This window comes from Rossellomorea aquimaris (assembly GCF_001877785.1).
Classification (GTDB): domain Bacteria; phylum Bacillota; class Bacilli; order Bacillales; family Bacillaceae_B; genus Rossellomorea; species Rossellomorea aquimaris_A.
The window spans coordinates 87769-101612 of sequence record NZ_MINN01000096.1; the positions used below are offsets into that span (position 1 = coordinate 87769).

A 13844-nucleotide genomic window follows, 5' to 3' on the forward strand; every position below is an offset into this window, starting at 1 on the left:
TTCATCTCCTCTGTTCAATTACCAGTTTATTATAAAAACGGAATGTATCGGGATATACCGCCTGGTTTTTCTTCATCAAAAACATGATTGTATTCTGCAAGGCTTTGATCAATGCTTTATCCAGGGATTCCCCGGCCAAATCCCTGACTTCCTCCACTCCTGGGAATTGGCGGCCGGGTTCTATATAGTCCGCTAAATAGATCACTTTATCCAGTGATGACATATGATCACATCCTGAAGTGTGCCAGCGTATCGCATTCAACACTTCTTCATCTGTAATGCCAGCCTCTCTCTTTACGAGTATGGCGCCTGCAGGGGCATGCCAAAGTTCGCTGTTATAATCCAATAGATCGGCAGGCAGCCCTTCCGACTCAATCAGCTGCCTCATTTCCTTTTTATCACGGAATTTTGCATAATCATGAAAGATGGCGGCCGTTTCAGCTTTTTTTACATCAGCCCCGTACTGACGCGCAAGTGTGATCGCCGTTTCCATGACACCGCACGTATGGATAAAGCGGTGGTCTGTCAATTGCCGCTTCACTATATCCAGCCCTTTCTGTCTATCCATACAGGTTCTCCTCCTCTATGATTCGATACACATCATCGGTCACAAGATACCGGATCGATTGTTTTTTTCTTACGGAATCCCGGATGAAGGAAGAAGAAACGGCCATGTCCGGCACTTCCACATATTGCAGTTTATATGATGTATCATGACGATAAGAAGGTCTGTTTACGCCGATGAATTCCACCATCTTAATCAGTTCTTCCACCTTGTGCCACTTAGGGAGATATTCAATCATATCCCCGCCGATGATGAAAGAATAATCGATTTCGGGATCTCTCTCGGTCAGAGCTTTGATTGTATCATATGTGTAGGATGTGCCTTCCCTCTCAAGTTCGATTTGTTCCACCCCGAACTTCGGGTTTCCTTTAATCGCAACCTCGAGCATCCGCAGCCGCTGATCAACCGATACCGTTTCATCCTTCTCTTTATGCGGAGGGACACGGTTTGGCAGGAAACGGATTTCATCCAGCCCGGCTTTTTCAAGGACCTGCTCGGCAATGATAAGATGGCCAATATGGGGAGGATTGAATGTACCTCCCAGGAGTCCTATTTTTTTCTTCATAGTCCTTCCACCTTTATCTTGGAAGAGTGATTTGCTTATTTTCCTTCGATTCTTTGTAAAGAACGATAGTGTTCCCGATGACCTGGACAAGTTCCGCACCTGTGCCTTCGACTAGCGCATCGGCCACTTCAGTTTTATCCCAATCACAGTTTTGGAGAATGCTGATTTTCATCAACTCCCGTTTTTCCAGTGCTTCTTCAATCTGTTTGGTCATATTCTCATTGACGCCGCCTTTTCCCACTTGGAAAATCGGCGATAAATGATGTGCTTCCGAACGTAGATATCTCTTTTGTTTCCCTTTTAACATTGTGTACCTCCCAGTTGTTTTAACACTACTTTTTTCAAAAGTTCCGTATCCGGGGTGACCCCCGTCCATTTATTGAATGCAAGCGCCCCCTGATGGACAAACATATCGATGCCATTTTGTATGATGGCTCCTTTTTCTTCTGCCTGCTTCAAAAAAGTTGTCTTCAGGGGATTATAAATGATATCGCTGAACACCGCTCCGGGCTTGACCCTCTCAATCCTGACGGGTGATTCACCGACTCGGGGATACATCCCGATTGAAGTCGTCTGAATGACGATATCATAGAGATGCAATACCGATCCGGCTTCATCCAGCCTGTGGTAATGTGATTCCACCCCCGCCGGGCAGGTGCCGATCATGGCAGCGGCTTTTTCTTCCGAGCGGTTGGCCAGATCAACCTTCTTTACCCCCAAAGCAGCCAGGGTATGATAGATCGCTTTTGCAGCGCCGCCGGCTCCGATGATCAATACTGACTTATTTGATATACTGCCGCTGATTTCCTTCTTCAGACCTTCCACAAACCCCAAACCATCGGTATTGAAGCCGATCAGCTTCCCTTCACGGTTCACGATTGTATTGACAGCCCCGATGGATTGTGCCAGGGGATCCACCTCATCCAATAATGGTATGACGGCTGTCTTATGGGGAACCGTTACATTGATCCCGCGCAATCCAAGAGCCCGGATTCCATTAATGGCTTGAGGCAATGCATCTGGTGTCACATGAAATTTGCCGTATGAGGCATTTATTACAGCCTTCTTGAACGCTGCATTATGCATGACAGGGGACATGGAGTGGACAATCGGATCTCCAATCACACCGTATAGTTCACACACTTTACCACTCCTAAATCAAAGATTTTCTCAGGAATACACTGACACCCTTGGGTACATGGGCAGCGATCGAGGCTCCCGGCTCATTGACCGTGATCCATCCCAATCCTGAGAAAACGATATCCGTCTTCGCTTCTTTTACTTTGAATTCATGCTTTACGAGCTCAGGGAATGTATCCATGTCATCTTTACGAGGCGGCTGGAGCAGTTCCCCGGCATGATTCTTATACAAATCGTCGGCTTTCTCCAATTTCGTCCGGTGGATCGTCAACTCATTTGAGAAATAAGCAGTGAACGGCTGACGTTCCCCCCTCAAGAAGTCAAACCGGGACAATCCCCCAAAGAATAAGGTCTGCTCAGGGTTCAGCTGGAACGTCCTCGGCTTGATCTCTTTTTTAGGGGTGATGATCTTAAGATCCTGTTTATCCACGTAGTGGGCCATTTGATGGTGATTGATGATCCCCGGTGTGTCGATGAGGGATTCACCTTCATCAAGGGGGATCTGGATCATGTCCAATGTAGTTCCCGGGAAATGGGAAGTGGTGATGACATCCTGTTCACCAGAAACATGCTTGATGATCCGATTGATGAATGTAGACTTCCCTACATTCGTACAGCCTACTACATACACATCTTTCCCGTCCCGGTACTTTTCGATTGACCGGATCGCTTCTTCGACACCGATTCCTTTGGCCGCACTCACCAATTGAACATCGACCGGTTTCAAACCCAGTTGGCTCGCTTCATGCTTCATCCAGTGAATCATCTTGGAAGGCTTCACTGATTTAGGCAGTAAATCTACTTTATTACCAATCAGCAGTATCGGATTTGAGCCTACAAAGCGGTGAAGACCAGGAAGCCAGCTTCCATTAAAGTCGAAAATGTCGACTATTTTAACGATAAGTCCTTCTGAATTGCCAATTTCATTCAGAATCTTTAAGAAGTCGTCATCGGTCAAAGGCACGTCCTGTACTTCATTATAGTGCTTCAACCTGAAACATCTCTGGCAGATGATTTCTTCTTTCTGTAACGCGGAAGGGGGGGCGTACCCGATGCCTTCTTTATCTTCTGTCTGAATCGCCACTCCACAACCTACACAAACTACTTCGCTCACTTCTTTTCCTCCCACTCAAGCAATCCTTTCCGCTTGAAAAACTTCATGATCCTTCTTTCGACTCTTCTGTTGAATTTCGTAAAGAAACCGTCAGACTGTGCCACTGGTACAACAAGAATGGTATGGAATCCGTTCCTGTTCCCGCCAAGCACGTCAGTCAATAGCTGGTCACCGATTACAACCGTTTCTTCCTTTTTTACTCCCATTTCCTTAATGGCACGTCTGAAAGCACGTCCCATCGGTTTTCTTGCCTGGAATATAAAAGGCACCCCAAGGGGGTCTGAAAATGCGCCAACGCGTTTTTCATTATTATTCGAAACGATCGTCACAAGAATTCCATTTTCCTGCATTTCTTTAAACCATTGAATTAACTTTGGCGTTGCATTTGGCCTGTCCCATTCCACAAGGGTATTATCCAAATCCGTAATAATGGCTTTAATACCTTTTTCCTTTAAATAGCCGGGACGTATACTGAATATGTCCTGAACCTGTTCATCAGGTAGAAAATGCTTTAACACCGTCTATACACCTCATATTTCTATATCATTTAGTACGTACTTTATCCTTAATTAAATTAATGATAACCAATTTTACTTGCAGATTCAAAATAAACCATATTATATGGGCTTGGTCAATGAATATTACAACTATTCATAAATATTTTTCGACAAATTTCAAGGCACCTCGATGCTGTGGATAACCTTATTCACATTATTCTTTCAATCCAGGCAGGCGCAGTTTCCAGTTGTATACAGTTTAACCACAACTTATCCACTGAAAACTGTGGATAACGGAACGCTTGTTCTTAAAAAAGTTATTTGGTAAAGTTTAATTACTACTTTAAAACATACAAAAATATGAAACCGATTTAAAATATATGACACTCCCGGAGGTGAAATTAATGAGGAAATTATCGGACGAACTACTGCTGGACTCTTATTACAAAGCACGCCAATTAAAACTGAGCTCTGAATTTATCCGCCTCATCGAAATGGAAATTCACCGTCGATCATTATCACATCGCATAAAAGCAACTTCATAATAAACGGCTTTACTGAGCCGCGACAAGAAAAACGGGACGGATTATCATATCCGTCCTTTTTCTTACTCGTTGAATTTCCCAATCGTTTCCCCCATCTTCACTTCACGCGGGACGGATTTGCCGCTTAAAAATTGAAACTTGTCTTTTTCAAATAATAGAATAACTGTGGATCCGAAGCTGAAATAAGCAACCTCTTCCCCCTGTCTCCACTTGTCACTTTCGTTCACATACTGAATGCTGTTTACAAACATAGCCCCTACCTTGACGACGGCTACTTTGCCCTGCCTGTGCTGCAATTCGGTCACTTCACGGTAATTTTTTGCGAGAACGGCTTTTCCGTATAAAAGTCCCGAATCATTGACCGGGTAGGAATGTCTCCCGAGTGACCATCTATTCAGCACAGTTCCGTCAACCGGACTGTGAATGCGGTGATAATTCGCGGGGCTTAGATAAAAGACGCCGAACCTGCCCCCTATATATGATGAAGCTTTATCGTCCGCACCTAACATCTCAAGAACAGAATAGGGCTTGCCCTTTACCATGATCTCAAGCTTATCAGATATCGGCCCGGTTTCTGCCAAGAGTCCGTCAACCGGGCTTACAGCCTCATCATTTCCATATTGGATGCTCCTTGCATCCCCTTTAAGCTTTCGGATAAAGAAATCATGAAGTGTTGGATACTCCCCGATTTCCCCCTGGAGTTCGTCAACATTGATTTTGTATGTGCTGATGAACCCGGGAATGAAAGGCTTGCTCAGACGGGACTGCACGAACTTTCTCAATATATATGACGACCATTTCTTATTAGTCAATTCAATACATAATCGATAGATTGATTGTTTCACGTTGGCTCCTTTCTGTTCACAAAAAGATACAAACAGCAATTTACTAAGTATATAATAAATCATCATTATATACTATATGGTGAGGGATTTTCTTTAGTGGATATCATTTTCTTGCATGTAGATGCATATGGATTTTTAATAACATAATAAAAAGGGGTGACTGCCTGTTGCTGCTCTCCGAAGTCGTTGACCAGACCGTAAGAAAACTGAAATCCCAAACCGCCAATCTATTAACATTAACCAACCTGTCCCTCGGAGGATTCAGTATCATCGCGACTTTTCACCACCAGCTGAATTTAAGTCTGCTTCTCATTTTCATCGCTGCGTTAACCGACCGTCTTGACGGGATGGCCGCAAGAAGATTGAATATCGAATCCGAGCTTGGGAAGCAGCTTGACTCGATGAGTGATATCATTTCCTTTGGTGTTGCACCTGCATTGCTGATCTATACCGCTGTATTGAATGAGTTTTCGTTTCCAGGCATGTTTTTCACGATTTTCTATATCGGATGCGGCGCTTTCCGGCTTGCCCGTTTCAATATCACTGAAAATACCGGATTTTTCACCGGACTGCCCATCACTGCTGCAGGCTGCCTGTTAACAATCAGTTATTTAGCCATACCAGTAATACCGGATGTATTGGTCTTATTCATAACGGTTATTCTATCTTTGCTGATGATCAGTTCGTTTACGCTTAAAAAAGTTTAAGCTCTTATCACGCTATTGATTTCCGTGCAAGAGCTGGAACATACTTAAACTGAACAACTCGTGTACAAAAATTTATAAAACCCAAACTAATTTGCTTCTTTGAAGGCAAATTAGTTTGGGTTTTACTTAGTTTAGAATGCATTTGTACCAGCCACTTTTCTTGTACGGGGTCCAACTGCGGCGGCTATCCCCTCGAGGTAAATAAGCTAAATGGGCCAAGAAGGCAAAAAGCGCCTTCCCGGCCCATTCAACTTATGCTTGTCGGGCCTGATCAAGCCGCCTCCGCTTTTCTAACATTGTGTGTAGTACCACCAGCCGCCAAAGAGGAAGAGCAGGACGAGCAGGATGACTGCGAGTGCCAGGAAGAACCCTCCACCGCCGTAATACGGAGGGCAATAATAAGGATAACCTGGATAACCATATGGCATGAGATTACCTCCTTACATACTTACTATGATTATTATATGAGTCCCGGATCACTCCGGTATGGGCAAACACCCTCCTTATTTAGCCGACAGCCTGTATACTTTATATGGACGTGCAAGGTGGCGCATTCTGTTTCATATGCTTCTATATAAGTCCTTCATGGAGGTGTAAATATGTCTGGCGTTCTAACAGCACTTGGGTATTTTTTCAAGGAACTGATATTTCTCGTTTCTTATGTAAAAAACAATGCATTTCCTCAGCCCTTATCTTCAGCGGATGAAAAAAAGTATTTGCGCAAGATGGCTGAAGGAGATGACCACGCACGAAATCTGCTGATCGAACATAATTTGCGTCTGGTCGCACATATCGTGAAAAAATTCGAAAATACAGGCGAAGACCCAGAAGATTTAATTTCCATCGGGACCATAGGTTTGATAAAGGCAATCGAGAGTTATTCGGAAGGGAAAGGTACAAAGCTAGCCACTTATGCGGCAAGATGCATCGAAAATGAGATCCTCATGCATCTTCGTGCGCTTAAGAAAACAAAAAAAGACGTTTCCTTGCATGATCCGATCGGGCAGGATAAAGAAGGAAATGAAATCAGCCTGATCGATATTTTGAAATCGGAAACAGATGACGTGATAGATACAATCCAGTTAAGTATGGAACTTGAGAAAGTCCGTAAATATATTTGTGTGCTGGATGAACGGGAAAAGGAAGTCATCGTCGGCCGCTTCGGTTTGGATTTGAAAGAAGAAAAGACCCAAAGGGAGATCGCAAAGGAATTGGGCATTTCAAGGAGCTATGTTTCACGGATTGAAAAGCGTGCATTAATGAAGATGTTTCACGAATTTTACAGGGAAGAGAAAGAAAAAAGGGGAAAATAACCAAAGGTGCACGGGGTTTCGTGCGCTTTTTTCTATTCAGATTTTCCGACTGATCTACTTATGGACCAGACGGAAAATCCATTTAATTTTGTTTATCGCTTAATCTTCACTAGCAGCATGAATTATTTTCTATGTGACAGCAATTTTCTTCTTTTCGGTCAGTTTCCACTTCCTTGATTTCTATGCTGCAGCAGTTCTTTGACTCATTCCCTTTTTGCCCTAAAAAGATTTTCACAAAATTCATTTAAAATCACCCCTATATTCAATTTAAATCAAATATTTTTGATTTATAATTTACATCAAATTTATTTGATTTATATCAATAGTATATTAGCAATTTTTTCTAAATGCAACCATTATATCAAAAAAAATTGTTTTATCACTTTTGTAATCTATCCTGCATACAGTAAAATAAATACATCAAAAAATATTGATTAATTCCTTGACACATGAAAATATTGGATATAAGATGAGGATATCAAGACGAATTGAATAGAAATGAGGTACCAGCAATGAAGAAGGAAATACCATTACAAGACATTTCCAAACAAAAGATGTTTGAAACGTATGAAGCAAAATTTAAAGCAATCGCAGACCAAAAGAGACTTCAGATAATGAATATCTTGACCGAAAAAGGAGAAATGTGTGTTTGTGACCTGGCTCCGCTTATGGAGATGGCCCAGTCGAAACTTTCCTATCATCTAAAAATTCTTCTCGATGCAAATATTATCACCAAAGAAACCAGGGGGACATGGAGTTATTACTCCTTGAACCAAAGCGAGATTAATCATCTTCTATCTGCTGAGCTATGTTGTCTGTTCAGGCCAACATGCTAATTTTTTGGATTTACATCAATTTTTTTTGATTTATATATCAACTTATTTTGATTAATTAATTTAGGAAGGGGATTATGAAGATGTGGGGAGAAACACTAAGAAGCTTTTTTGAGATTGCGCTAGAATTAACTGTTTTGTTTGTGATCATTTCATTTGCCATCAGTGCATTACAAGGATTCATCCCTTATGAAAGAATCGAGAAGCTGATATCGGGCAGGAATAAAGCTTGGGGTGCTGCTGCTGCAATCGTCTTTGCTTTCATTACTCCATTTTGCTCCTGTTCCACCATTCCTGTGGTTGTGAACATGCTGAAAAAGAAAATGCCTTTCGGGATTGTCATGATCTTTTTATTCGCTTCACCCGTTTTGGATCCAACCATCCTCACCATCATGGGAGTGGTTCTCGGCTGGAAAGTGACACTAATTTACACACTGGTCACTACCTTCTTCTCTATCGCTATTGGATTTATTTTAGAAGCATTAGGATTTGAGAAATACGTCAAAAATGTCATGATGTCCGGCTACAGTGAAGAAGAAAAGAAATTTTCCTTGAAGGGAGCAATGAAAGAAACCCTTCAATTAATGAGAAGTGTATTTCCATATCTTATCATCGGGGCAGCAATTGGTGCAGTCATCCATGACCTGGTCCCTACTGAATGGATATCTGGCTTCTTTGGAAGAGATCATTGGTGGTTGATTCCGATTGCAGCCATTATCGGAGTTCCATTGTATATACGGCTATCCAGCATGATTCCCATATCACAGATTTTGATCATGAAAGGAATGGCTCTCGGGCCGGTTATGGCGATGATGATCAGTTCAGCGGGAGCAAGCCTTCCTGAAGTGGTCCTGCTCAAATCCATCTTTAAAAAAGAGCTGGTCTTCATCTTTGTACTATCGGTTATCTCGATGTCTACCGTTTCCGGATTCATCTTTTATTTAGTCTAATGAACAGTAAAGGCAGCTGCGTAAGATGCAGCTGCCTTTTGTTCTATTTAACAACAGTTACCCGCTCCGATGAGGACTAGTCCCTCTCCCTCAGGTGTCTTTTCTAAGTCAATCGTAAGTTGTTGGGTTGCCGTCATGTCTGAATCGATGGCAACTCGTATACCGTTGACGGTTTGGATATTATCGGACGGTTCCGGCTCGTCCATCGACACTGCAATTTGAGGTCCGCAGCACCCTGCAATAGAAGATAAACGGATGCCTTCTGCTCCTTGCTCTTTTAGAATATCCAATAATGTTTGTTTTGCTTGATCAGTAATCTGCATATACAATTCCCTCCTGTTAAGCTTGTGGATAGAGTTTACGTAAAGAGTCCATCATTTCAGGTTTTACATTGATCTTTGGCCGTGATTGTTTAGCCATGGCTACAGCCTCATCCAATGTTTTCGCTTTTCCAAGTTCAAGCAGTGTTCCTACCGCCACTGTACCTGTTCGGTTGCTGCCGCCCTGGCAGTGAAAATATACATTTTTGCCATCGTTGTAGGCAGATACAACCCTGTGGATTGATTCTTTAATGGAATCATCCTGGTCACCCGCATCATCCACGATGGGGCTGTGGATACGAGTATACTCTGCATCACTATTTGGTGACTCAGCACGTAAATCCAAAACAAAATCGATCTGTTCATTCTGCGCTGCTTCTTCTGCGTCGTCCGCCCCGCCGATATAAATACGACCCTTTATTAATTCATGATAGTTATTATTCATGTTGTACCCTCCATTAATACTTCATATAATCCATCAGCTTGTTATAGCCAATCTTTTCTTCTTCCATCCAGGGAATCGCCGCTGTTTTTTCTGCGAACTGTTCCTGCACTCTCAGAATCCACTCTTTTTCAGCGAAGGCTTTTCCCTTTAACACCGGATCACTTGTCTTCGTTTGAAACAGATTTTGATTGATGACCCACCATTCAGGATAAATTGATGCGCGCTTAAGGTCCTCTTGCAGACGGGAAGCTTCCATTACAGGAGTTGCTTCGGCCAGGGTGACAATGACGATGGCTGTTTCTTGTTTGTTTCGTAATTTTGGCAAAAGATCTTTTACATTGGACGGTATATCCCCTGTCGACTTTTCAATTTCCTTACTGAATGACTCAGCTGCATCCAATAGTAAGAGTGTATGACCGGTCGGAGCTGTATCAATGACAACAATTTCATTCTCTGAACGGGAAACCACTTCACTGAATGCACGAAATAAAGCAATCTCTTCTGTGCAGGGAGAGTTTAAATCTTCCTCTAAATAAGCCAGACCATCTTCATCAAGATTATCTTTTGCGTTACTTAAAACCTCATTTTTATATTTTTCAACTTCTATTTTTGGGTTAATGCTGCTGATCGTCAACCGTTCATTCAAATGATCCTGATGAAATTGATAATTGATATGTGCAGCCGGATCGGTCGTTGTTAAATGGACCTTCTCTCCCTTTTCAACCAGCCCTACAGCAATCGCCGACGCAACGGTTGTTTTGCCGACCCCTCCTTTTCCCATGGTGAAGACCAGGGAAGTTTCGTTCCGCATTAAGTCCTCAATAAGATCTTTTAACTTTCCTGTTTCTATTGAAGGATCGACCTCATCTGGAATTTCACTTTCCGGCAATGTGTCCTGTTTGAACATATGGCGCAGATTCCCTACACCTGTCAGTGAATATGAAACAAACGGGAGGGAATAAGTGACCAATCGTTTCAGGTTCTCAGGCATTGCTGACAGAGCTTGTTGCTGCTTATCATAGAAGGCAATTGAAATCGCATCGTCACTTATTCTTTCCTTTAAAAGGCCGTTTACAAGCAGGTTCTGATTAACCAGCCCGATCTCTCTTAATTCTTGGGAGGCTCTATTGGCTTCTGCAAGGGAGGGACCGTCCGCTCTTGTAACAAGCAATAACGTCGTTTGTTTCTTGTCTGATAAGACCTCTACCGTTTTAGCATACAGGGCTTTTTTTTCTGACAGGCCTGCCAGCGGACCCAAACAAGACGCTCCGTGGGTACTTTCTTCAAGAAACCCATTCCATGCTGCAGGAAGCTGCAATAAACGAAGCGTATGTCCAGTGGGAGCTGTATCGAATATGATGTGATCATAATTTTCTATCACCTCTTCATTGGATAGGAGGCCTGAAAACTCATCGAACGCGGCGATCTCCACTGTGCATGCGCCGGATAATTGTTCTTCCATGGTCGCAACCACAGTCTCAGGGAGGACCCCCTTGTATGGACCGACCACTTTTTCCCGATACGCCCTGGCAGATTCTTCAGGGTCGATGTTGCTAATAAAAAGATTGTCCACACCGGGAACGCGTTTGGGCGTGTTCGAACATTCCATTTGGAACACGTCCTGCAGGTTTGACGCAGGGTCGGTACTAATGAGGAGAACCTTCTTCCCGTGATCGGCAAGATCGAGTGCAGTGGCACTTGCCGTCGATGTCTTGCCTACACCTCCTTTACCTGTTATGAAAAGGAATGGAGTCTTAACAGCATGTTGAGGTAAATAAGGTTGAAACATAGTTTCCTTCCTTTCTTACTTCCTTGATTTTATATCCAGGGATAATCGGACTTTAGGTTTCTTAGTTAACTCTTCCGGGGTAAGGTTGAACCATTCTGCCAGTTCCTCATTGGCAGGGTACGTTCCTATATTGACAACTTCACCGTCTTTCAACACTAAAGGCAATGAGTCCGGTCCCTTTTCTTGTAGGATTTTGCTCACGACCGGATTCCCTGCGAATTTTTCAGGTTCATTTGTCAGCTGATAACGTAAGATGTCCAATCCTTTTTGCTCAAGCGAATAAACGGCTGATGCAATCCGGGTAAGCTCGGGGTCGACACTTGGTCCGCATACACCCGTCGAACAACACATGGCCGGATCAAAGATTTCAACTTTTTTCATCGTATCACTCCTCTATTATTTATAAGCAATTACTTATATTTAAGTAATAAAGAAACCAAGAGAAAAATCTCTTGGTTATGTTTTTTTATTCGCCCGTTTCAGCAAAACGGCTGATTCTTTCACCGATTTCGTCGCGTACTCGCTGGAAGAATGCCCATTTCTCTTCTTCGGTTCCTTCTGCTTTTGCAGGGTCATCAAATCCCCAGTGTTCCCTTTTAACATGCGGCGGCGTCATAGGGCATTTGTCAGCTGCATCTCCGCAAAGTGTAACAACTAAGTCTGCATTATTCAAAATTTCAGGGTCGATGATATCGGATGTTTGATCCGTGATATCGATATCCGCCTCTTTCATTGCCTTCACGGCGTTCGGATTCAAGCCGTGCGCCTCGATGCCGGCACTGTATACGTTCCACTCGTCACCTAAGTGCTTTTTTGCCCAGCCTTCAGCCATTTGGCTTCTGCATGAATTGCCTGTGCATAGGAAGTAGATGGTTTTCTTTGACATGTTGAATCTCTCCTTCGATATTTATTAGTTTATTAGATAATTAATAACCATATATAAAGCCCGACCAATGTAATGAACAGAGTTGGGATGGTCAGGATGATACCTGTCTTGAAATATGTCCCCCAGGAGATCTTCACTCCTTTTAACGATAGGACATGGAGCCACAATAGTGTCGCAAGTGACCCGATTGGTGTAATCTTCGGTCCGAGATCAGATCCGATGACATTCGCATAGATGAGAGCTTCGCGGACCACCCCGGTAGTATCAGTATCCGCAATCGCAAGGGCATCAATCATAACGGTCGGCATATTGTTCATAATGGACGAAAGAATCGCCGCGATGAATCCCATTCCGATGGTAGCTGCAAATAAACCTTGGTCAGCAGTCATCTGGATGACATCTGCCAGCACATTGGTAAGCCCTACATTACGAAGACCATACACAACGACGTACATTCCAATCGAGAAAAAAACGATTGCCCACGGAGCGCCTTTGATTACGGTCTTCGTATTGACAGCTGCACTCCTTCTCGCCATAGATAAAAAGAAGATAGCGACAATCCCTGCAATGATGGAAACAGGAAGACCGATGAATTCACTTGCAAAGTAGCCGATCAACAAGATGGAAAGTACCAGCCATGAAAGGCGAAACATTTTCTGGTCTCGGATCGCTTCAACCGGTTTTTTCAGTTGAGAAACATCGTAATTCTTCGGAATGCTTTTACGGAAGAAAAGATACAGAACCAAAATGCTTGCCCCTAATGAGAAGAAATTCGGAACAATCATCCGGGAAGCAAACTCTACAAACCCGATGCCGAAAAAGTCAGCAGACACGATGTTCACGAGGTTACTGACGACTAGCGGAAGGGATGTAGTGTCAGCGATGAAGCCGCTGGCAATGATAAACGGAAATACAAGTTTCTCACTGAAGTTCAAGTTACGTACCATCGCTAACACGATGGGTGTTAAAATCAGCGCTGCTCCATCGTTTGCAAAAAGAGCTGCCACAACCGCTCCCAACAATGAAACGTAGACGAACATCCGCACGCCGTTCCCTTTTGCTGCCTTTGCCATATGTAAGGCAGCCCATTCAAAAAATCCAATTTCATCGAGTATGAGTGAAATGATAATGATGGCAATGAATGCCAGCGTTGCATTCCATACGATGGATGTGACATCCACCACATCATTGAAATCGACGACCCCTGCAATCAGCGCCAATACGGCTCCGCCGCAAGCGGACCAGCCGATGGAAAGCCCTTTTGGCTGCCAGATGACGAGGACGAGGGTGATGACAAAAATCACTGATGCTAAAATGATCATAAATGCTC

The 13844-nt window shown here is 43.3% G+C and carries 20 protein-coding genes; 5 read left to right on the forward strand and 15 right to left on the reverse strand.

Going from position 1 to position 13844, the window contains the following annotated elements; genetic code table 11:
* Position 1: 1 nt before the first annotated feature.
* Genes yqeK through BHE18_RS12985 form a run of 6 tightly spaced genes read right to left on the reverse strand, consistent with a single transcriptional unit; the run spans position 2 to position 3902 of the window.
* Entirely contained in the window at positions 2–568 is a 567-nt protein-coding gene (gene yqeK / locus BHE18_RS12960; protein WP_071618986.1) for a bis(5'-nucleosyl)-tetraphosphatase (symmetrical) YqeK, read from the reverse strand.
* Positions 561–1130 (reverse strand): nicotinate-nucleotide adenylyltransferase, encoded by a 570-nt coding sequence (locus tag BHE18_RS12965; RefSeq protein ID WP_071618987.1) that lies wholly within the window; start codon positions 1128–1130, stop codon positions 561–563. The genes yqeK and BHE18_RS12965 overlap by 8 nt, the downstream gene beginning before the upstream one ends.
* A gap of 13 nt (positions 1131–1143) precedes the next feature.
* A complete protein-coding gene (gene yhbY / locus BHE18_RS12970; RefSeq protein WP_071618988.1) occupies positions 1144–1437 on the reverse strand; it encodes a ribosome assembly RNA-binding protein YhbY in 294 nt (97 codons plus the stop codon).
* The gene (gene aroE / locus BHE18_RS12975; protein ID WP_071618989.1) at positions 1431–2273 is read right to left on the reverse strand and encodes a shikimate dehydrogenase; all 843 of its coding nucleotides are present in this window, start codon (positions 2271–2273) and stop codon (positions 1431–1433) included. The genes yhbY and aroE overlap by 7 nt, the downstream gene beginning before the upstream one ends.
* A 10-nt stretch (positions 2274–2283) precedes the next feature.
* Positions 2284–3384 (reverse strand): ribosome biogenesis GTPase YqeH, encoded by a 1101-nt coding sequence (gene yqeH / locus BHE18_RS12980; protein ID WP_071618990.1) that lies wholly within the window; start codon positions 3382–3384, stop codon positions 2284–2286.
* Complete coding sequence (locus BHE18_RS12985; protein WP_071618991.1) at positions 3381–3902, reverse strand: YqeG family HAD IIIA-type phosphatase; 522 nt, start codon at positions 3900–3902, stop codon at positions 3381–3383. Before BHE18_RS12985 ends, yqeH begins: the two co-directional genes overlap by 4 nt.
* A 383-nt stretch (positions 3903–4285) precedes the next feature.
* Between BHE18_RS12985 and BHE18_RS12990 the strand changes: the two genes are divergently transcribed.
* Positions 4286–4426, forward strand: coding sequence for a sporulation histidine kinase inhibitor Sda (locus BHE18_RS12990; protein WP_071618992.1), 141 nt, complete (start codon positions 4286–4288; stop codon positions 4424–4426).
* A 62-nt stretch (positions 4427–4488) separates the two neighbouring features.
* Here BHE18_RS12990 and BHE18_RS12995 read toward each other — a convergent pair whose 3' ends face one another.
* Positions 4489–5271 carry a phosphatidylserine decarboxylase gene (locus tag BHE18_RS12995; protein ID WP_071618993.1) on the reverse strand — a complete coding sequence of 261 codons (783 nt, stop codon included), beginning with the start codon at positions 5269–5271 and terminating at the stop codon, positions 4489–4491.
* A gap of 167 nt (positions 5272–5438) precedes the next feature.
* On the opposite strand from BHE18_RS12995, the gene pssA reads away from it, so the two are divergent.
* Positions 5439–5978, forward strand: a complete 540-nt coding sequence (gene pssA / locus BHE18_RS13000; RefSeq protein ID WP_071618994.1) for a CDP-diacylglycerol--serine O-phosphatidyltransferase — start codon at positions 5439–5441, stop codon at positions 5976–5978.
* 290 nt (positions 5979–6268) lie between these two features.
* Here pssA and BHE18_RS23255 read toward each other — a convergent pair whose 3' ends face one another.
* A complete protein-coding gene (locus BHE18_RS23255) occupies positions 6269–6406 on the reverse strand; it encodes a hypothetical protein (protein ID WP_169792802.1) in 138 nt (45 codons plus the stop codon).
* Positions 6407–6577: 171 nt separating this feature from the next.
* Here BHE18_RS23255 and sigK point away from each other — a divergent pair, with 171 nt between their 5' ends.
* The gene (gene sigK / locus BHE18_RS13005) at positions 6578–7291 is read left to right on the forward strand and encodes an RNA polymerase sporulation sigma factor SigK (protein ID WP_071618995.1); all 714 of its coding nucleotides are present in this window, start codon (positions 6578–6580) and stop codon (positions 7289–7291) included.
* A 109-nt stretch (positions 7292–7400) separates the two neighbouring features.
* On the opposite strand, the gene BHE18_RS23780 is transcribed toward sigK, so the two are convergent.
* The gene (locus BHE18_RS23780) at positions 7401–7535 is read right to left on the reverse strand and encodes a hypothetical protein (protein WP_268876332.1); all 135 of its coding nucleotides are present in this window, start codon (positions 7533–7535) and stop codon (positions 7401–7403) included.
* Between the two features lie 268 nt (positions 7536–7803).
* Between BHE18_RS23780 and BHE18_RS13010 the strand changes: the two genes are divergently transcribed.
* Both BHE18_RS13010 and BHE18_RS13015 read left to right on the forward strand, forming a co-directional pair.
* Entirely contained in the window at positions 7804–8127 is a 324-nt protein-coding gene (locus tag BHE18_RS13010; RefSeq protein ID WP_071618996.1) for an ArsR/SmtB family transcription factor, read from the forward strand.
* 80 nt (positions 8128–8207) lie between these two features.
* Positions 8208–9074, forward strand: a complete 867-nt coding sequence (locus tag BHE18_RS13015) for a permease (RefSeq protein ID WP_071618997.1) — start codon at positions 8208–8210, stop codon at positions 9072–9074.
* Positions 9075–9121: 47 nt separating this feature from the next.
* Here the strand turns inward: BHE18_RS13015 and BHE18_RS13020 are convergent, their stop codons facing one another.
* The 6 genes from BHE18_RS13020 to BHE18_RS13045 all read right to left on the reverse strand — a co-directional run bounded on the left by BHE18_RS13020 (position 9122) and on the right by BHE18_RS13045 (position 13836).
* Positions 9122–9397: an adhesin gene (locus BHE18_RS13020; protein WP_071618998.1), complete on the reverse strand. Its 276-nt coding sequence runs from the start codon at positions 9395–9397 to the stop codon at positions 9122–9124.
* 16 nt (positions 9398–9413) lie between these two features.
* On the reverse strand, positions 9414–9839 hold the full coding sequence (locus BHE18_RS13025; protein WP_071618999.1) for a protein-tyrosine phosphatase family protein: 426 nt from the start codon (positions 9837–9839) through the stop codon (positions 9414–9416).
* A 13-nt stretch (positions 9840–9852) separates the two neighbouring features.
* Positions 9853–11628, reverse strand: a complete 1776-nt coding sequence (arsA, locus tag BHE18_RS13030) for an arsenical pump-driving ATPase (protein WP_071619000.1) — start codon at positions 11626–11628, stop codon at positions 9853–9855.
* A 15-nt stretch (positions 11629–11643) separates the two neighbouring features.
* Positions 11644–12009 (reverse strand): arsenite efflux transporter metallochaperone ArsD, encoded by a 366-nt coding sequence (gene arsD, locus BHE18_RS13035; RefSeq protein WP_071619001.1) that lies wholly within the window; start codon positions 12007–12009, stop codon positions 11644–11646.
* An 85-nt stretch (positions 12010–12094) separates the two neighbouring features.
* Positions 12095–12514, reverse strand: coding sequence for an arsenate reductase (thioredoxin) (gene arsC / locus BHE18_RS13040; RefSeq protein WP_071619002.1), 420 nt, complete (start codon positions 12512–12514; stop codon positions 12095–12097).
* Between the two features lie 32 nt (positions 12515–12546).
* The gene (locus BHE18_RS13045; RefSeq protein WP_071619003.1) at positions 12547–13836 is read right to left on the reverse strand and encodes an arsenic transporter; all 1290 of its coding nucleotides are present in this window, start codon (positions 13834–13836) and stop codon (positions 12547–12549) included.
* Positions 13837–13844 lie beyond the last annotated feature (8 nt).